The following is a 22340-nucleotide window of genomic DNA, read 5'->3' as shown; positions in this document are numbered from 1 at the left end:
AACTCGCGGTAAAGTAGTGACCGCTCATGCCCCAACCCCCGCCTCGACCCGCATCGCGAATGGGCGGACCTCCAAGCCCCGGGTCGACCAATTCATCGCTTGAAGCGCGCGCGAAGGAGTCCGAGAAGCAGCAGGGGACCTACTTCCTGGGCCGTTACCGTGTGGTCGACGAGATCGGGGTGGGCGGAATGGCGAGCGTTCACCTGGCTCGCATGGATGGCCCGGGCGGCTTCCAAAAGTGGGTCGCGATCAAGCGGATCCACCCTCATCTGGTCGAGGACGATCAGTTCGTCGACATGTTCCTGGATGAGGCGCGCATCGCGGCTGGCATCAACCACGCCAACGTCGCGCAGGTCTTCGATCTCGGGAAGGACGACAACACCTACTGGATCGCCATGGAGTACCTCCACGGCGAGCCGCTCCGGGAGGTGATGCGCCGCGCGGAGGAGCGCCGGCTGCGCATCTCGCCCGAGCTCGCCGCGCGCATCTGCTCCGATGCCGCAGAGGGGCTCCACGCCGCTCACGAGCTGCGCGGAAAGAACGGCCAGCTGCTCGGCCTGGTGCATCGAGACGTCACGCCGCACAACCTGTTCCTCACCTACGACGGCTACACCAAGGTCGTGGATTTCGGGATCGCCAAGGTGGCCGACCGGCTGTCGTCCACCCGCGCGGGAACACTCAAAGGCAAGTTGGCCTACATGTCTCCCGAGCAGGTGCGCGGCAACGAGATCGATCGCACGACGGACGTGTTCGCCCTCGGGGTCGTCCTCTGGGAGCTCACGACGAACCAGCGCCTCTTCCGGATGGATACGGATCTCGACACGCTCGAGAAGGTGCAGGCCTGCGTGGTCCCGCCGCCGTCCACGATCGTGCCCGACTATCCGATCGAGCTGGAGAGCGTGGTCATGAAGGCGCTCGCCAAGCACAAGCAGGACCGCTTCCAGACCGCGCGTGAGTTCTCGCGAGCCCTGCAGAATTTCCTGATGAGGAGCGGGGTCTTCGTTGGCTCCGAAGAGGTCGCGCAGTTCGTGCAGCAGGTGTTCGTCGATCGCATCCAGAAGCGCGAGGCGCACCTCGCGTGGGCCGCCGAGGTGACGTCCACCATCAACGTCGAGCAGGTGCGCGCGCGCAGCTCGACGACGGCCACGGACAGCGTCGGGCTGCGCAGCCGCGGTCGAGAGCCTGAGCCGCAGCAGCGCCTCACGCCGCCGCAGATCCTGCGGCACAACGCTCCGCCGGCGAGCGGGATCGCGCCGGTCGGGCGCCCGCAGCCGAGGGACGCGGACGACAGGCAGATGGTCGCCTCATCGCTGATGGATGACGATGAGGATGTCCCGACGACGGTCGCGACGCGCGAGCAAGCCGAGCCGGTGCGCTCCCTTCCTCATGGCGAGCGCCCGATGGTGCGCCCGGCGGCCGGCATGGTGCCCGAGCCGGCGCCAGCGCAGCCTCGCCAGGCCGGCGTCCAGTCCGGCATTGCCACGGTGCGTCCTGGTATGCCGACGGCGCGCCCCGGCTTTTCGCCGGCCTACCCGAGCCCACCGCGCGTGCCCGGCGGCCGCGATCCTGCTCCGCCTCCGCTCTCCTCGAGCCCGTACCCTCCGCGCGACTTCGACGCCGGCGAGCTCGCGCCCCTCCCCAAGGGAGGCCTCCTGGACAGCGATCTGGGCAACCCGCTCGCGTCCACGCTCGCGCTCCCGTCGCAGGATCCACCGCCGGTTTTGCAGAGCGCGAGCGAGCCTGCGCGTCACGCCCGGATGACCAGGACCCCTGCCGTCGCCGCGCCGTCGCCGGCGCACGCTGCAGTCCCGTACGCGCTCCCCTTCAATGGCCAGGGCTATGCCGCAGCCCATGCGCCCCCTGTCAGCTCGCCGGTGCAGGCGCCTCAGGCGCCGATGACCGTGGGGCAGGCCCAGCTGTTCGCGTCCGCGGCGACAGCGCAGCCTCCACAGTCGCAGATCGAGACTGCGCTCTCCCTGCCGCGCCCGGATCCGGCGGCCATCTGGGCCGCCACGCAGGACGCGGCGTCCAAGGGGAACGGCAGGAACACGCTCGTGCTCGTTGCCGTCATCACCCTCACCGTGCTGTGCGTGCTCGGTATCGGCGCGCTGATCTACATGAAGACGAGCGCCGTGCAGCCCTCGCCTTCCAGGGGCGTGGATGCTGTCCCTGCGTCGCCCGCCTCGACGGACGCGACCACCACGGGCCAGTCGAGCTCCTGCGTGCCGGGGAGCTCCGCGGGGGACGGGCGCGCGCGCGGCCTCGCCATCCGCGACCGAGCGTCCGTCGTCCACCCCGGCCCGATCCGCCTGCAGCGCCTTACGATGAAGGGATGAAGTCTCTCCACCGCCGCTCGAACGGTGCCAGGGCGCGGCACCGCCCCAGCGAGCGAGCTCAGCTGCGTATCGATGCGCTGGCCGCCGGAGGCGCGGGGGTCGGTCGGCTCGCGGGCGAGGTCGTCTTCGTTCCTGGGACCGCGCCGGGTGATCTCGTCGAGGTCGAGCTCGACAGGAGCGCACGCCCGGCGAGGGGCAGGCTCCTCGGCGTCGTCGAGCCGAGCGCCGACCGCGTCGCTCCGCCGTGCCGCTTCGCTGACGCCTGCGGCGGCTGCGACTGGATGCACGTCCGTATCGAGGCGCAGCAGGCCGCGCACGAGCAGATCGTCCGGCAGGCCATCGCGCGGGCGACGTCGCTCACCGAGGCCGATCTGCCGCCGATCCGCGTCCATCCGGCCCCCCTTCCGCTCGGCTACCGGTCGCGGGCGAGGTTGTTCGCGCGCGCGGAGCGCGGCGAGGTGCGCGTGGGTTATCGCGCGCCGAGGACACACGCCGTGGCGGCGGTCGATCGCTGCGTGGTGCTGGTCGACGCGATCGCGCCGCTCGCCGGCGAGCTGCCCGGCGTCCTCCATGGAGCCGTGGGGGAGGGCGATGTCCTGATCTCGCTGGGCGCCTCGAGCCGCCCGGTGGTCGAGGTCCTGTGGCGTGGCCAGCTGCCGCCGGCCGTGTGGCAGCGGCTGGACGAGCGCACGGCGCGCGGCGAGTGGGCCGGCGCCCGCGTCACGCTCGACGGTGCGCGCGAGGCCGCGTCGTTCGGCGATCCGCGGCCCGCGATCCTGGGAGCGGACGGCCTGCCGCTATTCCTCGCGCCGGGCGGGTTCGGGCAGCCGTCCGAGGAGGGGGCAGCCGTCCTCGCCCGCCGCGCCGCCGAGCTTGCCCACCTCGACTCCACCCGCCCGCCGCACGTCCTGGAGCTGTTCGCCGGGAGCGGGACGCTCTCCGTGCTGCTCGCGCGCGGCGCGCTGCGACCCTCTCCGGCCGCCGAGCCCGGCGGGGCCGCGGCCTCCGGCCCCCCGGGGCCCGCGTCCTTCACGGCCGTCGAGCTCTCGCCCGGGGCGGTCGCTTGCTTGCGGCAGAACCTCGCCGCTCGGGGCCTCGCTGGCAAGGCGATCGAGGCGGACGCCGATCAGTACCCGATCCCGGCCCGCACCGACGTCGTGGTGCTGGATCCGCCGCGCAGCGGGGCTCCCGGCGCGGCGCGCGCGATCGCCGCCTCGAGCGCGCGCGTGGTCGTGTACGTCTCCTGCGATCCGGCCACCCTCGCGCGCGATCTCGGCGGGATCCTCCGCGGCGGCTTCGAGATCACGGACATCGAGGCGGTCGAGCTCTTTCCCCAGACGAGCCATATCGAGTCGATAGTGCGGCTCTCCCGCGCCCGCAGATCCGCGCGCTGATCCGCGCGGGAATGCCGGCCTGCTCTCCGCGCCGAGCGCTGCTCCGCCGAGCTCGGCCGGAGGGCCGCGCGCGGCCGCGTGGCGCCGTCGCCCGGCAGCTTGCGCTACGCTGCCAGGGATGATTCACCACCTCGACGATCGACTCCGCGAAGAGGCGCGGCGCTATCGGCTCGTGTTCGCCTGCCCCGATTGCGCCTCGTTCGACCCTGTGGTCGCCGACCCCGACGAGGCGGGCGCCGGGCCGCCTGGCCGCGGGCCTCGTTGCTCGCTTGGCTACCCGGTCGCGCCGCACCTGAGCACATCGCTCGAGGATCGCCACGAGATCATCTTCTGCAAAGCGTTCGAGCTGCGATGAGCCCTCCTGCTGGACCTCCCCCGCCGCCCAGGCGGGGCCGGTCGCACCCCCCGTCGCTGATCCGCCTCGCCGAGCGGCTGATCCGGGACGAGCGGCTGCTCGCTCGCGGCGACGTCGTGCTCTGCGCCTGCTCCGGAGGCCCCGACTCGACCGCCCTGCTGCACGTCCTTTCGCTGCTCCGGCGGCGGATCGGCCACGAGGTGGTCGCGCACGGCGTCGACCACGGCCTCCGCGCCGCGGCCGCGGCCGAGCTCGCGATCGCCCGCGACCTGTCCGAGCAGCTCGGGGTCCCTTACGCCGAGACCCGCGTGAACGTGGCTCCCGGCGCGAACCTCCAGGCCAGGGCGCGCGCCGCCCGGTTTGCCGCGCTGGCAGCCGCCGCGGCGGCGCACGGCGCCCGCGCGATCGCGACCGGCCACACCGCGGACGACCGGGCCGAGACGGTGCTCTTGCGCCTGCTGCGGGGCGCGGGGCCGCGTGGGCTCGCCGTCCTGCCGCCGCGCGCCCCGCTCCCGTCCGACGTCGCCGGCGCGGCGTGCGGCGGCGCGGAGCCGGGCTCGGCGGCGAGCATCGAGCTCATCCGCCCCTTGCTCCAGGCCCGCCGCGCCGACGTCCTGGCCCACCTCGGCAGACATCGACTGGCGTCCGCCGAGGATCCCAGCAACCGGGATCCCCGTTTCACCCGCGTCCGCGTCCGCCGCGAGCTCCTCCCGCTCCTCGAGGACCTGTCGCCGGCGATCGTCGACCACCTCTGCGCGCTCTCGGACATGCTCGTTGCCGGGCGAGATCGGCCGCCTGGCGGCGATTCAGACGTCCTCGACGGCAGCGAGCCGCTGTCGATTCCGCTCGGTCGGGCGCAGCGATTCGCGATCGAGCGAGCTCGCAAGCTGGGGCGGCCGCTGCGCGTCCGGGTTCGCGGCGGCGAAGAGATCGCCGTGGGCTTTCCAGAGGAGTCCAGCGTGCTTATCGAGGACGGGTCTGCGCGTCGCGGGACCTGACCGCATGCACCCCACCCGCGGCCCCTGTCGAGTCCCCTTTTTTCGCCGTGTCACCACGGTGGAGACCCGCGGTCGACGACCGAGCTGACGGGTGGCATGCTGACTGGAACACGCGTACAATTTCAGTACACGCCGGCTCGCCGCGCGAGCTTAGAGGGTCCTCGTGAAGCAATCGCACAAGACGCTGCTGCTCTGGGTTCTGCTGATCATGATGTTCTTGGCGATCTGGCAGTTCTTGAGCCCGGATTCCCGGCCCGCCACACAAGTCGCGTTCAGCGAGTTCATGGCCCAGGTCCAGGTCGAGGCCAAGGACAAGGATCCGCACGTCGAGTCGGTCACGATCAAGGACCGCGAGTACACCTTCTGGGTCAAGGACCCGAAGAGCGGGACGAAGACGAAGAAGGTCACGATCGGGCCTGACAACGCCGACGAGATCACGAAGACGATCGTCGACAACAAGGTCGCGGTGTTCTTCGAGAAGGAGGAGACGTCGCCGTTCTGGCCGGGGGCGATCATGTACCTCCTGCCGACGGTCTTCCTGCTCGTGATGTTCTATCTGTTCATGCGCCAGCTCCAGGCCGGCGGCGGCAAGGCGATGAGCTTCGGCAAGTCGCGCGCCCGGCTGCTCAGCGAGGCGCAGAACAAGGTGACGTTCGCCGACGTCGCGGGCATCGACGAGGCGAAGGACGAGCTCGAGGAGATCATCGCGTTCCTCAAGGACCCGAAGAAGTTCCAGAAGCTCGGCGGCCGGATCCCGAAGGGCGTCCTGATGATGGGCCCCCCCGGGACGGGAAAGACGCTGCTCGCGCGCGCGATCGCCGGCGAGGCGGGTGTGCCGTTCTTCTCGATCTCCGGCTCGGATTTCGTCGAGATGTTCGTCGGCGTCGGCGCGAGCCGGGTGCGCGACCTGTTCGAGCAGGGCAAGAAGCACGCGCCGTGCATCATCTTCATCGATGAGATCGACGCGGTCGGCCGCCACCGCGGCGCGGGGCTCGGCGGCGGTCATGACGAGCGCGAGCAGACGTTGAACCAGCTGCTCGTCGAGATGGACGGCTTCGAGTCGAACGAGGGCGTGATCATCGTCGCCGCGACGAACCGCCCCGACGTCCTCGACCCTGCGATCCTGCGGCCTGGCCGCTTCGACCGGCGCATCGTCGTGAACCGCCCCGACGTGCGCGGCCGCGAGGGCATCCTCCGGGTCCACACGAAGAAGGTCCCGCTCGGTCCGGACGTCGACATGGAGATCCTGGCGCGGGGCACGCCCGGGTTCGTCGGCGCCGACATCGAGAACCTTGTCAACGAGGCGGCCCTCCTCGCGGCGCGTCAGGACAAGGATGTCGTCTCGATGGCCGACTTCGAGATGGCCAAGGACAAGGTGCTGATGGGCGCCGAGCGCCGCAGCATGGTCATCAGCGACGAGGAGAAGCGGACCACGGCCTACCACGAGGCCGGGCACGCGCTCGTCGCGAAGCTCCTGGAGAAGCTCTCGGATCCGGTCCACAAGGTGACGATCATCCCGCGCGGCCCGGCGCTCGGCCTCACGCAGCAGCTGCCGAAGGAGGACCGGCTCAGCATGTCGCGCGACTTCGCCAAGGCGCGGCTGTCGGTGCTGATGGGCGGCCGCGTGGCGGAGGAGATCGTGTTCGGCCAGTTCACGACGGGCGCGGGCAACGACATCAAGCAGGCGTCGAACCTCGCGCGGCGCATGGTGACCGAGTTCGGCATGAGCGACGTGATCGGGCCGATCTCGTACGGCGCGGACGAGGAGAGCGTGTTCCTCGGGCGCGATTTCACGAGCCGGCGCCGCGACTACTCGGAGACGATCGCCAACCAGATCGACGACGAGGTGCGGCGGTTCATCCTCGACGCCCACGCCGAGGCGCGGCAGCTCCTCACGGACAACCGCGAGATCCTCGAGCGGCTCGCCACGGCGCTCCTCGAGCGCGAGACGCTGGACGCCGAGGAGGTCGACGCCATCGTCGGGGGCCGCGAGCTGCCGCAGCGCCAGCGCGTCGTGATCCCGAGCTACAGCGATCGCGATCGCGCCGCCAAGGAGAAGCGCCGCGCGGCCAGCATCTTCGGCACCCCGAAGCCCGCCCCGAGCACCTGATCCCGAAGCGCGGGGCGGCGCCCGATGCCTCGGGCGGCCCCCCGCGTACCTGCGGCGCCACGCGGGACGGCGCGGCGTCCCGAGCCCCCTCCATTCCCTTCCCCAGCAGAAAAGCGGCGCGCGCAGCCGGCGCGCTCCCCGGATCGCCTCAGGGGGCGGTCAGCGTTGCCTGCAGGAACGCCCACTGCTGCAGATCCGCCGGGCGCCCGTCGTCGTGCGCGCGGTTCGCCTTCGTGAAGATCGTCTGGGCGCCGTCACCGAAGATGAACAGGCCGTAGCCGAGCGCGAGGCGCAGCGGCTCCCATGGCTGCAAGGCGAGCGAGACGTCGATCTCGTGGCCCAGCGTCCGGCTCTCGTTGTCGCTGGCGGCGCCGACAGGGAGGAGGCGCGCTGTCACCCACCTGCCTGCTGGAGAGGCGAGGCCGACGAACGTGTATCCGGCGGAGACGGTCAGCGGGTCGAAGGGTGAGGCGCGGACGCTTCCGCCCCCCTCGATCACGTTGGACCACGCGTAGAGCCCCATGGGGCCGTGGTTGTTCTGTGCGTCGGGCAGGATCGGATCGAAGCGGCGCTGCGCCTCGCCCACCGCGAGCGCACCATCGTCGCCCGTCGCGTAAGCGGTGCGGGCGCTGAAGGTGAGGTGGGCGGGGAGCGCTGTCTCGAGCTCTGCCCGCGCTGCGGCCGCGAACGCGCCGAGAGCGCGGTCGGCCGCGAACGTGGCCACACGACCGAGCTCGTACGCCCCCTCGATCGCGTAGCGAAAGCCCCGGCGGTCGCCGGAGACGCGCGCGTCGAGGACGACGGTGTCGCCGGGCGTGAGCCAGGTCGGGCGCGGCTCCCGGGTGATGCGCGCGAGGGCCGTGGCCTCGAGGTGGAGCAGGGGAGCGAGCCGCCAGATCGCGTTCAGGCCGTAGAGCTGGGACCCTGTCCCGGCGGCGATGGGCTTGCGCGTCCCCGCCACCTCGGGCGGAGCGCCTCCCGGCGCGGCGAGGAGCACGGCCATCGCCTCGAGGTCGACGTTGCCGAGCTGCAGCCCTGCGCGCACCGCATCGAGCGATCGCCCGGTGAGCGTCTCGTCGTCCGCTCCGACGAGGCGGCCATCCCCCCACGCGATCCGCTGCCGGCCCAGCCGGATGAAGGCGCGGCGCCCCGAGCGCGTGCGCAGATCGATGTACGCCTCGTACGGCGCCGTCTCCGGGAGGGCCGGCTCGCCCGGCCCGACGAAGATCGCGTCGTCGTTCCCCCAGAGCCGCGCGTCCTGCAGCGTGACGACGCCCGTGACGGGGCCGCGCCCGACGGTCAGCCCGAGGCGCGCGCGCTGGGCGAAGAACCACTGCGTCTTGACGACGTTGCCCGTGTCGCTGAGCGGCGGCAGCGCGCCTCCAAAGCCCTCGGCGAGCACCGCGTTCGAGCTGTAGACGTCGCCGCCCGTGTCGACCGGGTACCGGCGGAACTCTCCGCGGAGCCGGAGCTCCACCGAGGGGCGGAACGTGAACCCGCCGACGGCCAAGCCCTCCGACTGCGGCGACGCCTGCGCCGCTGCCCTCCTGGGCGCGAGCGTGAGCGCGAGGAGCGCCGATCCCAGAGCGATGGAGGCGAACGGCAGGGATCGGATCATCAGCGAGGAGGGCCGGAGCGCGGGGGCGTCGAACTGCAGATGTGCGGCCAGGACCGCGGCGTTCAGGCGGGCCGCGCTCCTGGATCGCTCGCGGGAGGATAGGCGTCCCGATGCGCGTCGGACAAGTGGGGAAGCGGCACCGCTCCCCCCCGGCGGCCCCGGCGTCCGGCGGCGTCAGCTCGCGCGCCGCGCGCCATGCGGGCGACGTCAGGGATCGAAATCGTCCTCGCCGTGCGACGTCGGTGGCTTCGGCGGCTTCGGGGCGGCCCCCGTGCTGCTCCCGCGCCGCGGCGGCGCCTTCACGCTCGCGGCGGGTTGCCTCGTCGGCGGTCGGCTCGCCGCGCCCCGCCGCGCCGGAGCGTCGCCCGAATCGACGGCGAGCACCAGATCGAGCGCGAGCTTCGACGCCCTGCCGGCGTGTCGATCCGCGGCCGCGCCCGCCTCCGCGATCACGCGCTCGGCCGCCTCGAGCTCGTGCTTCACCTCGCGACGCTGCGGATCGTCCGCGAGCGCCTCTGCCCACGCGGCCGAGAGCGACGCCCGCTTCTTCTCGAGCTCCGCGGCGCGGTTCGACAGCTCGCCGAGCTGCTTCGACGTCGCGAGGGAGCTCTTCAAGGACGCCTCGAGCGCCGCGATGGTGTCCCTGTCCTTCGCGTCCAGCGAGCGCCCGCCTCGGGCGCTCACGATCCGCGCCTCTGGCACGAGCTCGACCTGGAGCAGCACGCCCGCCGCGCGGAGCTCCGCCGCGCGCGCGCGCGCCGCTTCGAGCGCCGCCTTGCCGTCCGATTTCGGATCGAGCCCGAGCGCGCGCGACAGCTCGGCCGGCGCCGCGTTCGAGAGCTCCTCGGCCTTCAGCGACTCGTCGCGGAGCGCCCGGGTGGCCTCGAAGAACTCGTCGTAGGGCTGCTTGCCCGTGCGCAGGGCCTGTCCCTGATCGAGCAGCGAGACCTGCGCGGTGCACGCGGCGAGCAGGGGTGCGTGCGGCGCGACCAGCAGCAGCGCGAGCGCCGCCATGCGGAGCCGGCTCGCGCGGTCCGGCGGCCTCGTCACCCACATTGGAGGATGACCCCCCAGAGCTCGTAGCTCGCGGCAGGCTTCGAGAGGAACACCACGCCCACGTAACCCGAGCGCGACGATACGCCGAGCACGCCTTGCCCGAAGTTCCCGGCCGGCGGTGAGAGCGCGATCGGATCCCCGATCGGGGAGAAGTTGGCGGCCAGGGTCTGCGCGCGCATGGCGCGGCTCCCCGGAGGGCCCTCGGTCCACACGAGGAGCCAGCGTCCATCTCCGAGCCCCGCGATATCCGGCGCGAAGGCGTCTCCCCCGGGGCCGCCGGAAGGGAGCGGGATCACCTGGGTCGACCCGGGGATGGACCCCGGAGCGGCCTGCCCGGCGCGGATCTCCCATCGCCCGTCCGTTGGCCGATCGGCAAAGACGACGGCGAGCGCGCGCTCGTTCCATCCGAGCGATGGCTTGCCGATCGAGCCTCCGGAGCCGGTCACCCGGGTGAGCTCGCCGACGGGCTTGCGCTCGGCGTCGAGCCAGCCTGCCCACACGGCCTTCTCGCGGCGGAACGCGACGGCGTAGCCGCCGGCGCCCGCCGCGAGCGCGCGTGGCGCCTCGAGCGGCTCATCCCCTTGCACCGGCCAGAGCGGGGAGGGGGCGGCGTCGGGAGCATCGGCCGCCACCAGAGCGCCGTCCGCCAGACCGACGACGAACGACCTCGGCCCCGGCACGCTGACGGGAGAGCGGATGGCCTGCTGCGCCGCCGTGAGGACGGTGAACCGCTCCTCGACCGGCGAGATGCTCACGATGTCGGCGGCCTCTCGGTTCGAGAACCGCTCGCTCCGCTCCCCGGTCGCGGGATCGATCTCGAGGCCGACGGCCTCCATGGGGCTCTTCGCGTACCCCACCACGAGCTTGCCGCCCTTCGTCGCCGTGACCTCGAAGGGGATGCTCTTCGCAACGAGCGGCGCCCATGGCTGGGGCTGACGCGCCACCCAGCAAGGCTTCGGCGGGACGGGGATCGCCGAGCGCGCAGCGTCCTGCGCTGCGCCGAGCGTCGTGCGCGCCGTCCCGACCGGCGACTGGCGCGCGGTCGTGACGGAGCGGCGGCCCGCGAAGAAGGCGACCACGCTCATGAGCACCGCCGCTCCGCAGAGGCCGACGAGCGACGAGACCGGCACGGTCACCGCTGCAGAGAGCCCCTTGCCGTCGCCGCGTCGCGCCGCGAGCGCGCGCGGGTTGAGCGCTTGCGGGCCGTTGCCCGATCCCAGGACAGAGCCCCGATCCGAGCGCTGGCCCGAGGCCTGGAGCGCGTCGGCAGCCGTCGCGCTGCGCTGCGGGTTCGACAGCCCCGGCCACGAGCGCATCGCCGGGTGCCCCTGCGACGCGCTTGCTCCGACGCCGACCGACGGGATCGTCGCGTACTCGCGGCGCCCCATCGGCGCCTCGGCGGCCAGAGGAGAGCGCTTCGTCTCGCTGGGCACGGGCGGCGTGGGGAGCTCCGGGCTCTCGCGGCGCAGCACCGTGGTGGAGGGCTCCGGGGCGTCGCTGCGATCGCGGCTCGCCGCGGGATCGCGGCCGTCGGCGGCCGGCGTGTCCTCGGCGCTGCGGGGCGAGGGACCGTCGGTGGACGTCGCTGGGCTCGCAGGGCGAGAGCCAGGCGATGCCATCGCCGTGGGGGCGGCGCCCGTGACAGGCGCAGGTTCGGCCGGCGCAGTGAGGGGCAAGGTCGGGGTCGCCAGCAGGGCCGACGGCGCGGGGGGCGCTGCCATCAAGGGCGTGGCGCGGGGCGCGTCCGCAGGGGGGCGCGGAGGCGGCGCGGGGAGCGCTCCGAGACGGACGAGGGCCTTTGCGCCGGCCGCCGTCTGATCCGACGCGTCAGGCGCGCGCGGGCCTGCAGGCCGCTTCGCGGCGACCGCGGGGAACCGGACCGGAACTGGAGGCGGCGGCACGGAGCGCTTCCCCGTGGGCGCGGGGCGCCTCGTGGCCCGGCCGGGGCTCGACGGCGCCGGTGGCGTCGCCGAGAGCGGCTTGCCGGCGCCCTGATCCGCGCCGGTCGTCGCTCCGCCGCGCCCATCGTTCTGCGGTGCAGCGCCCGCCGGCGCCGCGTCGCGATCGACGGGGAGAGGCGGCGGCCGGGGTGGTCTCGCCTCTGCGCGCGACGTCGCACCGCCCGCGGCTCTGGGCGCAGTTCCCGGGCTGCTGGGCGCGGCCGCGCCCGCCGCGCGCCTCGGCGGCGCCGGCTCATCGCCGTCCGTCGTCGCGCCGGCGCCGCCCGCGGCGCTGCCTGTGTCTGCGGCAGGGCGCTGACCCGCGGAGGTCTCCTCGGGTTCCTCCGCCCCCGAGGGGAGCTTCGGCGCGCGTGGGATCTCGGTCGTCCCCTGGTCGCCGGGCGAGGGGCCGTCGTAACGGGGGAGCTGGGTGATCGCGCGGGCGACCCCCGCATCGAACGTTCCACCCGCGGCTGGAACGACGATCGGCGGGTTCTGTCCGCTGGCCGGCGCGTCTGCCGGCGCCTCGACGCCCGTGAGCGTCGTCATGGACTCTCGCTTGCGCGGCGGCAGGGGAGGCGGCTTCGGTCGCGTGGTCGCCCGGCTCGCGTGCGGCGCCGCGGGCCTCCGCCCGTTCGAGGACCTCTCCGTGGGCGCCGGGCCGATGGGCTGACCGCTGCGGGCGGGCGCCGGGCCCAGATCCTCGATGAGCTCGATCTCCAGCGCCGCGCCGTCCTCGCGAGCGGCCTCTTCAACTGCGGCGGCCGGCCCCTCGGGCGCAGCGGTGCGCGCCTCGGGCTTGCGCCGGAGCTGGGCGGCGTCGGCGAGCTCCGGCTGCCTGGACGCGGGCGCCCAGGCGTCCATGCCCTTGCGCCAGACGAGCGTGGAGCCTGGAATGATCCCGGCAGCCAGCGCGCTGCGCAGCTCGGCGGTGCTCAGGCTCCGCTGGACGCCACGCTCATCCGTCCATCTCCACGCGCTCAACGGGGGCCCCTCCGCCAGCTGGTAGAGCGCCGGAATTTCAGGACGTGAACCACGACGATCGCGATCGTACCGCGCGTCGTTTGCAAAGAGATCTTCTTTCGTGCGCCCACGCAACCGCACGTCCACTCACGACGAAGATCGCGCTGGTAGCTCATGAGCCTTTCCAGCGCCCTCGCCGCCGCAGTCCGCTCCGTGGTCGCCGCCGCTGCGCGCACGCTCAGCCCGCCGGCCTGTGCGGGCTGTGACACCCCGATCGCCGATGCCTCGGTGTTCTGCGCCGATTGCGCGCGGACCTCCGTGCCTTACGCAGAGGGGGCGCCGCGAGGAGGAGCGGGCACGCGCGTCGCGGCGGGAGCACCTCTCGTCGCGTTCGCTCCGTTTGGCGGGGCGGTTGCGGAAGGTATCCGGCGCTTCAAGTACGGAGATCGTCCGGATCTCGCGCGCCCGCTCGGCCGGTTGATGCTCTGCGCGGCGCGCGATGCGGAGGTGCGCGTCGACCTCGTTGTCCCGGTGCCGCTGCATCCGCGTCGTCTCGCCGAGCGCGGGTACAACCAGGCCGCCCTGCTGGCCGCGCACGTCGCTGACGGACTCGCGGTGTCCTTCGCGCCACGGGCCCTCTGCCGTGTCCGTCCCACCGCGCAGCAGGCGCAGCTCCCGCGCGATCTCCGCCTGCAGAACGTGGCAGGTGCGTTTCGCGTGCACGCGCCCGAGCGCGTCCAGCGCCGGAGGGTCGCGCTCATCGATGACGTGGCGACCACGGGGGCCACGCTCGCGGCGTGTCGAGATGCGCTCCTCGGCGCGGGCGCAGCTTCGGTGACCTACCTCGTCCTCGCGACCGCCGAGAGCGGGGCGGACGAGCTCAGAAGCTCACCTCCGTCAGCACACCGCACTTGACGCGGACGGTCCTGCCCTCGGTGAGCCATCGCGTGCCGTCGCGCGTCGGCTCGCCGAGTCGAACGAAAAAGCGCCCGCAACGCACCTCGACGGGTCGCTCGCTGGGCCCCACCGGCACGCCCGTCACGTAGACGGTCGCATTCCGGGAGGAGTTGAGCTTGAGCAGGCCGTGGCCCTTTCGCGGGGTCGGCGGAGTCGTCGCTGCAGCGTCGACGGATGTCTGTTGTTGAAGGGCTGCCGTCTCGGTGGCCGGTGGTGCTGGAGGTGCCGCCGTCTCGGTGGCTGATGGTGCTGGAGGTGCCGCTGTCTCGGCATGCGGCGTCGAGGATGCTGTCGGCGTCGGCTGCGCCGTGGCGTCGGTCGCGCTCGCCGGGGGCGCGGCCGCCAGCTGCACGGAGACGGCCGCCTGCTTTGAAGCCACCGCGGTGATGCTTTCAGGACTGCCGGTGGCCACGATCGCCGGTCGAGACGCTCGGTTGCGCGCCGCCAGTTCGGGCAGGCTCGTCTCGACGGTGTACACCCCCAGCGCAAACAGGATGGTTGCAGTCGCGAGCGCAACTCCAGCGGTGCCGAGCGGCGAGAGCGGCTTCGACAGGGGGGCCTCGGCTGAACCAGGTCCGGGGGAGGGCGGCTTCGACGGGGGGCCCTCGTCCGACCCAGGTTGAGGTACGTCCACGCCCGTCGACCCAGGTTGAGGTACGTCCGCGCCCGTCGACTCAGGTTGAGGTACGTCCGACCCAGGTTGGGGGGCGTCCGGGGGGGCGTCCGTCGAGAACATCGGGCGCCACTTTAGCGGGATCGCTGCCGCGCCGGATTCCCCGGTCGGCGGCCCACCCGCCGGAAGCGCAGGAGCTTCGCCGCCGGAGCCGGTCTCGAAAGCAAGCACGAACGTCGAATGTGTGCTGGAATACATTCGTGTACGTCGTCGCACATCCACTGACGTGGATTCGCAGGAGGTTGCCGCGCGGTCGTCGTGTGCTGGCTGCCGGGGTGCTCGACACCCTCGGGCTCCTGGATCGCTTTCTCTGGCTGCGCGCGAAGCTTCGGCTGCCCGTGCTCTCCGTGTTCACCTACCACCGCATCGCGGACGTCTCGGAGGTGGACGAGCTCGATCCGGGGGTCGCCGAGGTGAGCGCGCGCGAGTTCGAGGAGCAGCTCGCGGTCATCAAGACGCACGGCACCGTGGTGTCCCTCCGGGATGTGCGGCTCCTCGCGAAGGGACGGAAGCTCCCGCCGAACCCCGTCATGGTCGCGTTCGACGACGGCTACCGTGACAACCACGACGTCGCGTTGCCCCTCCTCGAGCGCGCGGGGGTCACGGCCACGTTCTTCATCGCCACCGGGTACCCCGACAGGGGCCGCCTCTTCTGGTGGGATCGCGTCGCGCTCCTCATGCACCGGTGCCGGCGGGCGCGCGTCGAGATCGCCTACCCAGCGACGCTCGTGCTCGAGCCGCTGCGCGACCCGATCGCCGCGGCGATGCTCGTCTGCCAGACCATCAAGCACACCTCCGGGGTCGACATCGGGCGCCTCTGGGACGAGATCGAGCGCGCCACGGGGGTGTCGATCGACCTCGGCGAGGAGCGCGCGCTCGCGACCAGGACGATCATGGACTGGAACGCCATCGGGGCGCTGCGCCGGGCGGGCATGGACGTGCAGTCGCACTCGCACAGCCATCGTGTCCTCCAGACGCTCTCGCCCGAAGAGGCCACTCGCGATCTTGCGCGCTCCCGCCGCGTGCTCTCCGACGCCCTGAACGAGGCCGTGTACGCGGTCGCGTATCCCGTCGGATACAGCCTGTGCGGCGCCTTCCATCGCGCCGTGAAGGACGCCGGCTTCGAGATCGGCTTCACCAACAACTCCGGCCTTTGCATGCTCTCGTCCTTTGACCCCCTGAATTTCCCGCGCATCGCCATGGACCGCGGGCAGATCGGCGCGCTCTTCAAGCTCAAGCTGCTCATCGGCCAGCGGCCCGGCTCTCGGTCTGGCCGCTGATCGAGCAAAGACCGCGCGCCGCTCCGCCGCCGCGCGTCCCGAGCGCCTCCGCTCGCCCGACGCCGCCTCGGCCGGCGCGCGTGTGGCCTGGGCTGTGCACGTGCACGTCGCTGGGCCGGTTCTGCACGCGCGTGGCCTCAATGGGCCAGGAAAGCTGCTGCGCAGCCTGTTCGACGAAGGGGGGCTCCCGTGAAAGGCACAATCCATGAACGCAGCTTCCGCGCCGCCGTCTCCATGCTCGGCGCGGCCTCGCTGATCTCCGCGGCCCTCGCGTCGGGATGCGGCGGTGCGCCGGCGCCCGCCGCCTCCGCGAAGGCGCCCGCGCGACCCGCGCAGGCATCGCCCGACGGGCAGGGCGCGCGGGGCGCGAGCGTCGAGCAGCGCGATCAACGCGAGGCCCAGCGCGCCTGGTGCGTGTACCTCGAGGCGCTCTACCAGCGGGCCACCGAGCAGGCGAAGGGCTGGCCGAAGTTCGAGCAGTGCACGCAGATGACGACGATGGCCTCGCCGAAGATGCTCCGCGCGACCTCGGAGTGCTCGCTGGCAGCGCTGCGGCGCTTCGAGGGCGATCCCTTCACCGCCGCCTATGCGGAGGAGGTGAGCCGCTGCGGCTCCGAGGCCATGACGGCTACCACGCTCCCGCGCGCCGACCTGGCGCCGTACATGGCCGTCCTCTGCGGCCGCCTCGCGGGGTGCGGAGACCTCGACTACGACACCTGCCGGCAGAGCCTGGAGGACGGCCTCGGCCCGCAGCTCGAGCGAGCGATCGGCGCGATGAACAGCCGCGGCCGGCACGAGGTCCGCGCCTGCTTCGGCAAGCTCGCGTGCGGCGCCGATCTCGGCCCCCAGATCTCCGCGTGCCTCGAGCCCATCATGGACGACCTGCTCTGGCTGCCGGGGTGAGCGGCCGCCGCGCCGCGCCCAGGGCGGCGGCGCCGCGCGGCGGTCAGCCGGCGGCGCCCGGCAGGCGGCAGCGCGCGATCAGGGGGACATGATCGGACAGCCCTGCGAACGCGCCCCTGTGCCCGAACGGGTGCGTGCCCGTGAAGTCCAGCCACTGGAGGCGCTCGGACGAGTAGACGTGGTCGAGGTGCATGCGGAGGTTCATGAAGCCAGCCGTCGGGAAGGCGCGCGCCTCGGTCTCGGAGAGGCAGCGGACCTTGGCGAACGCGTCCACGAAGCCGATCTCCTCGCGCAGGAAGCGATCGACCGGCGAGCCTGGCAGCGAGTTGAAGTCGCCGACCACCACGAAGTTGTCGCTCCGGCGCTCGCGCCGGACGAAATCGGCGAGCACCCTCGCCTCCTCGATCTGATTGGGCCCGAACCCCATCCGCGCCTCGCCTGTCCAGAACTCCCGCGAGAACACGCTCGGCAGGCTGAGGTGGGTGTTGAACACATCGAAGCTCTGCCCGCTCTCGTGCTCGAACGACACGTGCGCGCAGATGCGCGTCTGCTTCAGGCTCTTGACCCCCCGCCGATGGGTGATGTCGTGCGGGCGCTCCGCGTTGTGGTGTCCGATGTGGAATGTGTCGCGCGCGAGCACCGCGAGCCCGGTCGTGTAGATGTTCGTCCGCGAGGTAAGCCTGTAGGTGTGCGCGGGGAAGTAGTAGGCGACGTAGCGCTCGCGCCGCTCTGCCTGCGCCAGCGCCGCGTGCAGCTCGGTCATCAGGCGATCGAGCTGGGTCTCCTCCGGGTGCCAGCGCGGGTTCATCGTCGAGGACCTCAGCGACTGGGTCTCGACCTCCTGGAGGCACACGAGATCGGGCAGCGGGGACATCCGCGCGAGCGTCGTCGCGATCCGGGTGATGGCGGCGCTGGTCGAGGCGATGCCCCGCGTCCCGTGCCCGAAGTAGCGGACGTTATAGGTGACGATCCTGAGCGACGTGGCGTCGTCGCGCGGTGTCCCGGGGCCGCGGAGAGCGCCGGACGCCGCGCGTGTCGAGGTCGGGTCCGGTCCCCGCTCCGCCGGTGTTGGGCCGCTCGAACGAGGTGGGAGGCGTCGCTCGGTCATGTATCCTCTCGCCCATGGGCAAGAACATCATCGTTTCCGAGGATACCATTCGTGACCTGCTGGAAGCGCATGCCTCCCTCTCCGCCTGGTATTACGAGCTCTGGACGGCGCTGCGGGTCGCGAAGGCCTCGGCGAGCGCCCCCGATGATGCGGCCCGTGCGGCGTTTGTCGAGCGGATGGCCATGAGCTTCCCCGAGGTCGCGTCGATCGCCCGCTCGATCCAGGTGCCGAGGATGTTCGTCCCGCCGCCGCCCGCGGTGAGCGTGCCCCCCATCGCGCAGGGCGAGCCGGGAGGAGATGAGGCCCCGACAGCGATCGAGCCCGCGCCCGCTCGGCTGCGGGAGCTCCATGGCCAGCCACCCAAGAGCCAGCCAGGCTCGGGCCCCATTGATGAGCCCGCCCCGGCGCCGTCGCAACCCGCTATCGCTCCTCCACCACTGGTGGTCCCGTCGACCGTGAAATACGACACCTGAGGTCGAGTCCCCGCTCGGCCGGACTCGCGAGCTCTCACCACAAGGCACGCCTCGCGTGCTCACCCTCAGCGCGCCTGGCGCGCTGCTCCTCGATCAGGCCGTCAGCGCGCCGGGCCGCGGGGGGCCTTGCGACGCGCGAGGAGCTGCTCGGCCTCGGCGGCCCCTGTCATGTCGAACCTGGGGTTCAGATCGAGCGCGTCCCGCACGAGCCGCTCGCCTCGCGCCACGTCCCCCAGGGCGATCCGGATCGCCCCGGCGTGGTAGAGCAAGCGCGCGTCCCTCGTGCCGAGCGCCAGCGCCCTGTCGCTGGCCGCGCGCGCTTCGGCCAGCTTGCCCGCGCGGTACAGCGCCCAGGCGTGGGTGTCCTCGGTGTAGACGTCTGCGCGGACGGCGCGCTCCGCGTCGGCGAGGCGGAGCGCCTCGTCGCGCTCAAGGCCCTTGGTCGCGTAGTACAGCGCGAGGGTCCGGCGGTCCGACAGCTGCCCCGCGTCGACCGCGCCGGCGTAAGCCCGCGCTGCGCCGGCGTGGTCGCCTGCAGCCATCCTGGCGTCGCCGAGCAGCCACGCGGTCTCCGCGTCCGGGCTCTGCTGGTGGGCCCGCTCGAGGAGCTCGACGGCGCGGCCCCACGCGCCGCGGGCCAGCGCGACGCGCGCCCTGCCGGCGAGCGCCGGCGGATACCCGGCCTGCGCGGCGAGCGCCCGCTCGAAGCCCAGGTCTGCGCCCTCGTGGTCGCCCTCGTGCCAGAACATCATGGCCGCCTGGGTCAGGGTCCACGCGAGCGCCTCGGGTTCGCCCGGGTCGCCGGCGTCGATCGCGACGCGGATGATCCGCTTCGCCGTCGCCGCGTCGCCCTGGAGCCACCGCAGGTGTGCGGCCCGCGCGTAGGACGGCAGGCCGGGCCGCTGGTCGACCATCCGCTGCGCCGCGTGCGCCGCGACCTGGAAGGCGCCGAGCGCGAGGGCGGCGTCGCTGAGCGTCCCGAGCGCGAGCGCGTCGCCCTCGTCCCGCGAGAGGACCCGCTCCGCCGCGTCGCGCGCCTCGGTGAACCTGCGCTCGTGGATCAGCACGAGGCCGAGCAGGTTGAGCGACGCGCGATCTCCTGCGGCCAGCGCGAGCCCGACCTCCGCGCACGCGTGAGCTCGGCCGTAGAGCGACGGATCGCCCGAGGCGCGCGCCTTTCGGAGCCACGCGTGGCCGAGCGCGCTCCAGAGATCCGCGCCGCCGGGCGCCGTCGCGAGGCGTCGGGACAGCGCCTCGATCTCGCGATCGACAGCGCTCGCGCCCGCCGGGGCCGCGAGCGCGAGCGCGCGCGCCGCGTCGAGGCTCGAGGGCGCCGGCGCCTCGGCGGCGCGCCCGGTCGATACCGTCGCGGCGGGGACGGCCTCGGCGCGCGGGCGCTCGGTGCAACCGAGGCTTCCGCTCAGGGCAGCGCAGGCGAAGAGGCAACCCGTTCGTCGCAGCATCGGAGCGCTGACCTCCCCTCGCGCTGGAGCTCCGCCCTGGGCGCGCCGCGGCTCACCCGGGGGCGTCACAGGCTCGATCCGATCGCGAAAGAGCTTGCCTCGCCGGCCTGCGCCGGCAAGCTCGCCGCTCCAGCGCATCGTTCGATCGACCAGCAGCGCGCAGCGCGGAGGAGATCGCATTGCCTGTCCAGACGGATGGCCACCGCCTGCAGCGGCTCTGCGCCGCGGCGCTGATCGTGCACCTCTGCGCCGCGTGTGCTCGCCGCACCTCGCCGGAGGCGGGCGCGACCGCGGCGCCCTCGCCGGGGGTGGATGCGGCCGCGGCGCCCTCGCCGGAGGCAGGCGCGATCGCGGCGCCCTCGCCGGGGGCGGATGCGACCGCGGCGCCCTCGCCGGCAGGGCCCGCGGAGAACCTGCCGGGCGACGAGATCACCCCCGTCTACGGGAAGGCCGAGGGCGCGCCGGAGCCGCTCGCGGCCCGGCTATGCGACGCGCTTCACGCGTTGCCCGCGCGGCGCAAGGCGGCGTGCTGCGGCGGCGCCGCGGGCTTCCAGGCCGCCGCCGAGTGCGCGCGCGCGCTGAGCGTCGCGGTGCGCGCGCGGGCGGTGACGCTATCGACCGACGAGGTGGGCCGCTGCGTCGATGCGATGGAACGATCGCTCGATGGGTGCGACTGGGTCTCTCCGCTCGCCGCCCCGGTCCCGCCCGCATGCGAGGGGATCGTGCGGGGCGCGCTCGACGAGGGGGCCCGGTGCCGGTCGTCGCTCGAGTGCGCGGGCGGGCTGCGCTGCGAAGGCGCCGGCCCCACCGACGCGGGCACCTGCCGCGCCCCGCGCGCCGCGGGGCCCTGCGGCCTCTCGGTCGACGCGCTGGCCGCGGTCACCCGGCAGACGCGCTACGCCGAGGCGCACCCCGAGTGCCGCGGCCACTGCGCCGGGCGCGCGTGCGCGGACGACGTCCCGCTCGGCGGCCGCTGCGAGGCCCACGCGGCCTGCGGGAGGGCCCGCCGCTGCGTCGACGCGCGCTGCAGCGAGGCGGCGCTGCCCCCCGCCGGCGCCGCCTGCCTCGGCGGGCTCTGTGCGGCCGGCGCGCGCTGCGTGGACGGGCGCTGCGCGGCGCCGAAGGCCGAGGGCGAGGCCTGCACGCGCGACGGCGAGTGCCGCGCCGCGTGTGTTCGACGAGCGCGCGGGGGCGCCGCACGCGGCGTGTGCGGGATGCGGTGCGCTGCGCCGTGACAGGCGAGCTGCGCGCGCTGCGCCACGCCGGGCGGCTCAGGGCCGGAAGTGGCCCTGGGTCGCGCCCTCCCAGGCCGTCGCGAGGTAAGGGAAGGCCGGGAGGAACCGCGCGTCGTTCGCGCCCACGCCGTCGCCCGCCGTCGCGCCGAGCGCGCCGGTCAGGACGAGCGTGAGCAGCGCGTCGGTGACGTCGGTCTGCTCGTGATCCGCGCCGGGGACCAGCGCGCGGCCGTTCGGGAAGCCCGACGGCATGCCCAGATCGATCCGGAGCACGTCGCCGACGGTCTGCAGGCTGTGCCCTCCGAGGCTCGCGGGCTTCAGGTTGAAGGCGTCGATGAGGTCGGTCCGGCTCTGCTTCAGCGCCTCGGGATCGAAGGCCGCGAGCGGCTGGCCTGCCTGGTAGAGCCCGGCGAACTCGGCGTCCCGCACCAGGATTGGGTTCAGGAAGTAGGCTCCGAAGTTGGCGAGATCGTCGCGCGGGTGCGCGCGGTTGTACTTGTCCTTGTCCTGCAGGCCGATGATCCAGGTGTTGATCAGCGGCAGGCCGACACGCGACACCTGGACCCAGGGACCGAGGCCATCTTCCTTGCCGTTCGCGCGCAGGATCCGCACCTTGCGGCGGCTCGCGGAGGCCCAGACGCCGAGCGTCTGTCGGTCGCTCGGCCCCGGCGTCGGCTCCGCGCCGCCGTTGACCGCGGCGAGCGGGAGCTCGAGCGCGAGCGTGTGGACGTTGAAGCCGGCGAGGTTGTCGCGCGCGGTGCACGACGGGTTCGGCGCCGCGAGGAGCGGGCACAGCCCCGCCAGATCGGACGCGCGGCCGAGATCCGCGTAGAACCCGTCGTCGCGCGGCCCGGCCCAGGCGCGCCCCGCGCCGCCCGCCATCTGCTTGAGGAACTTCGAGGACATCGCGAAGGCCGGGTAGCCGCCGCCGGTGATCCGGTAGGCGAGCTGGTTCGTCCTCCTCCCGATGTTCGGCGGCGCGACCGGGGCGTCCCTCAGGAGCACGGTCGACGCGCCGCCCTCGATCCTCGTCACGGTGTACGTCTGCTCCCCGCCGGCGAGCTGCGAGAAGAACTCGTTGCCGCCGCTCGGCGCCGGCGTGAGCCCCGCCGGATCCGCCGCCACGTACGGCCTGGTCGAGAACCGGAACTGATAGGTCAGCGCGTCCTCGAGGCTCGACGGCCCGCGCGCGATGTGCACCTCGTAGAGCACGTCGTCCGAGAAGCCGTGGAAGTTCGGCCCGCTGGCGGGCTCCTCGAGCGGGATGTAGCTCGCGAGGATCACGAGGTTGCCGCCTTCCACCCACGCGTACAGGTCGGTGTTGTCGGCGGCCGGATCCCTCGCGATGGCCGGCGCCTCGCGGTGGCTCGACGCTGCGGCGAGGCTGGGCGCGCTGAGCGCGACGGACGCCGTGAAGACGGCGACGGCGCGCGACGGTCGGTGGATCATGCGTGCGGGTCCTTCCATCGCTCCTCTGC

Annotated in this window: 17 protein-coding genes; 10 read left to right on the top strand and 7 right to left on the bottom strand. The window is 73.2% G+C overall.

Features of this window, described 5'->3' with window-relative positions; genetic code table 11:
* The first annotated feature begins 59 nt into the window (after positions 1-59).
* From WMF39_RS39445 to ftsH, 5 genes are all read left to right on the top strand, one after another.
* Complete coding sequence (locus tag WMF39_RS39445; protein ID WP_437741613.1) at positions 60-2336, top strand: protein kinase domain-containing protein; 2277 nt, start codon at positions 60-62, stop codon at positions 2334-2336.
* Entirely contained in the window at positions 2333-3730 is a 1398-nt protein-coding gene (locus tag WMF39_RS39440) for a class I SAM-dependent RNA methyltransferase (RefSeq protein WP_437741612.1), read from the top strand. The genes WMF39_RS39445 and WMF39_RS39440 overlap by 4 nt, the downstream gene beginning before the upstream one ends.
* A 118-nt stretch (positions 3731-3848) precedes the next feature.
* Positions 3849-4085 carry a hypothetical protein gene (locus WMF39_RS39435; protein WP_437741611.1) on the top strand — a complete coding sequence of 79 codons (237 nt, stop codon included), beginning with the start codon at positions 3849-3851 and terminating at the stop codon, positions 4083-4085.
* Positions 4082-5083, top strand: a complete 1002-nt coding sequence (gene tilS, locus WMF39_RS39430; RefSeq protein ID WP_437741610.1) for a tRNA lysidine(34) synthetase TilS — start codon at positions 4082-4084, stop codon at positions 5081-5083. Before WMF39_RS39435 ends, tilS begins: the two co-directional genes overlap by 4 nt.
* A 163-nt stretch (positions 5084-5246) precedes the next feature.
* Positions 5247-7193 carry an ATP-dependent zinc metalloprotease FtsH gene (gene ftsH, locus WMF39_RS39425; protein ID WP_437741609.1) on the top strand — a complete coding sequence of 649 codons (1947 nt, stop codon included), beginning with the start codon at positions 5247-5249 and terminating at the stop codon, positions 7191-7193.
* A 148-nt stretch (positions 7194-7341) separates the two neighbouring features.
* Here ftsH and WMF39_RS39420 read toward each other — a convergent pair whose 3' ends face one another.
* From WMF39_RS39420 to WMF39_RS39410, 3 genes are all read right to left on the bottom strand, one after another.
* Positions 7342-8811, bottom strand: coding sequence for an alginate export family protein (locus tag WMF39_RS39420; protein WP_437741608.1), 1470 nt, complete (start codon positions 8809-8811; stop codon positions 7342-7344).
* A 207-nt stretch (positions 8812-9018) separates the two neighbouring features.
* The gene (locus tag WMF39_RS39415; RefSeq protein WP_437741607.1) at positions 9019-9867 is read right to left on the bottom strand and encodes a hypothetical protein; all 849 of its coding nucleotides are present in this window, start codon (positions 9865-9867) and stop codon (positions 9019-9021) included.
* Complete coding sequence (locus tag WMF39_RS39410; protein ID WP_437741606.1) at positions 9858-12791, bottom strand: GYF domain-containing protein; 2934 nt, start codon at positions 12789-12791, stop codon at positions 9858-9860. Before WMF39_RS39410 ends, WMF39_RS39415 begins: the two co-directional genes overlap by 10 nt.
* Before the next feature lie 153 nt (positions 12792-12944).
* Between WMF39_RS39410 and WMF39_RS39405 the strand changes: the two genes are divergently transcribed.
* Complete coding sequence (locus WMF39_RS39405) at positions 12945-13685, top strand: ComF family protein (protein WP_437741605.1); 741 nt, start codon at positions 12945-12947, stop codon at positions 13683-13685.
* On the opposite strand, the gene WMF39_RS39400 is transcribed toward WMF39_RS39405, so the two are convergent.
* Positions 13651-14205, bottom strand: a complete 555-nt coding sequence (locus WMF39_RS39400; protein ID WP_437741604.1) for a hypothetical protein — start codon at positions 14203-14205, stop codon at positions 13651-13653. The two genes, WMF39_RS39405 and WMF39_RS39400, sit on opposite strands and share 35 nt — an antisense overlap.
* Before the next feature lie 455 nt (positions 14206-14660).
* Between WMF39_RS39400 and WMF39_RS39395 the strand changes: the two genes are divergently transcribed.
* Both WMF39_RS39395 and WMF39_RS39390 read left to right on the top strand, forming a co-directional pair.
* Positions 14661-15680: a polysaccharide deacetylase family protein gene (locus WMF39_RS39395; RefSeq protein WP_437741603.1), complete on the top strand. Its 1020-nt coding sequence runs from the start codon at positions 14661-14663 to the stop codon at positions 15678-15680.
* A 189-nt stretch (positions 15681-15869) separates the two neighbouring features.
* Positions 15870-16583 (top strand): hypothetical protein, encoded by a 714-nt coding sequence (locus WMF39_RS39390; RefSeq protein WP_437741602.1) that lies wholly within the window; start codon positions 15870-15872, stop codon positions 16581-16583.
* A 43-nt stretch (positions 16584-16626) separates the two neighbouring features.
* Here the strand turns inward: WMF39_RS39390 and WMF39_RS39385 are convergent, their stop codons facing one another.
* Complete coding sequence (locus tag WMF39_RS39385; RefSeq protein ID WP_437741601.1) at positions 16627-17691, bottom strand: endonuclease/exonuclease/phosphatase family protein; 1065 nt, start codon at positions 17689-17691, stop codon at positions 16627-16629.
* A gap of 14 nt (positions 17692-17705) precedes the next feature.
* On the opposite strand from WMF39_RS39385, the gene WMF39_RS39380 reads away from it, so the two are divergent.
* Positions 17706-18164, top strand: a complete 459-nt coding sequence (locus tag WMF39_RS39380; protein ID WP_437741600.1) for a hypothetical protein — start codon at positions 17706-17708, stop codon at positions 18162-18164.
* A 101-nt stretch (positions 18165-18265) separates the two neighbouring features.
* Here WMF39_RS39380 and WMF39_RS39375 read toward each other — a convergent pair whose 3' ends face one another.
* A complete protein-coding gene (locus WMF39_RS39375) occupies positions 18266-19627 on the bottom strand; it encodes a tetratricopeptide repeat protein (protein ID WP_437741599.1) in 1362 nt (453 codons plus the stop codon).
* 179 nt (positions 19628-19806) lie between these two features.
* Between WMF39_RS39375 and WMF39_RS39370 the strand changes: the two genes are divergently transcribed.
* Complete coding sequence (locus tag WMF39_RS39370; RefSeq protein WP_437741598.1) at positions 19807-20862, top strand: hypothetical protein; 1056 nt, start codon at positions 19807-19809, stop codon at positions 20860-20862.
* Positions 20863-20898: 36 nt separating this feature from the next.
* Here the strand turns inward: WMF39_RS39370 and WMF39_RS39365 are convergent, their stop codons facing one another.
* The gene (locus WMF39_RS39365; RefSeq protein WP_437741597.1) at positions 20899-22311 is read right to left on the bottom strand and encodes a DUF4331 domain-containing protein; all 1413 of its coding nucleotides are present in this window, start codon (positions 22309-22311) and stop codon (positions 20899-20901) included.
* Positions 22312-22340 lie beyond the last annotated feature (29 nt).

The sequence above is a fragment of the Sorangium sp. So ce1504 genome (assembly GCF_051521635.1).
Classification (GTDB): Bacteria; Myxococcota_A; Polyangia; order Polyangiales; family Polyangiaceae; genus Sorangium; species Sorangium cellulosum_B.
The sequence above is the reverse complement of the archived record's forward strand: the minus strand, read 5'-3'. Positions and strand labels throughout refer to the sequence as shown.

Bases quoted from the DNA above. Each gene is read 5' to 3' on its own strand.
- WMF39_RS39375 (WP_437741599.1), bottom strand. From the start codon at position 19,627: ATGCTGCGACGAACGGGTTGCCTCTTCGCCTGCGCTGCCCTGAGCGGA.
- WMF39_RS39405 (WP_437741605.1), top strand. From the start codon at position 12,945: ATGAGCCTTTCCAGCGCCCTCGCCGCCGCAGTCCGCTCCGTGGTCGCC.
- WMF39_RS39415 (WP_437741607.1), bottom strand. From the start codon at position 9,867: ATGTGGGTGACGAGGCCGCCGGACCGCGCGAGCCGGCTCCGCATGGCG.
- WMF39_RS39365 (WP_437741597.1), bottom strand. From the start codon at position 22,311: ATGATCCACCGACCGTCGCGCGCCGTCGCCGTCTTCACGGCGTCCGTC.
- WMF39_RS39440 (WP_437741612.1), top strand. From the start codon at position 2,333: ATGAAGTCTCTCCACCGCCGCTCGAACGGTGCCAGGGCGCGGCACCGC.
- WMF39_RS39435 (WP_437741611.1), top strand. From the start codon at position 3,849: ATGATTCACCACCTCGACGATCGACTCCGCGAAGAGGCGCGGCGCTAT.
- tilS (WP_437741610.1), top strand. From the start codon at position 4,082: ATGAGCCCTCCTGCTGGACCTCCCCCGCCGCCCAGGCGGGGCCGGTCG.
- WMF39_RS39380 (WP_437741600.1), top strand. From the start codon at position 17,706: ATGGGCAAGAACATCATCGTTTCCGAGGATACCATTCGTGACCTGCTG.
- WMF39_RS39445 (WP_437741613.1), top strand. From the start codon at position 60: ATGGGCGGACCTCCAAGCCCCGGGTCGACCAATTCATCGCTTGAAGCG.
- WMF39_RS39420 (WP_437741608.1), bottom strand. From the start codon at position 8,811: ATGATCCGATCCCTGCCGTTCGCCTCCATCGCTCTGGGATCGGCGCTC.
- WMF39_RS39385 (WP_437741601.1), bottom strand. From the start codon at position 17,691: ATGACCGAGCGACGCCTCCCACCTCGTTCGAGCGGCCCAACACCGGCG.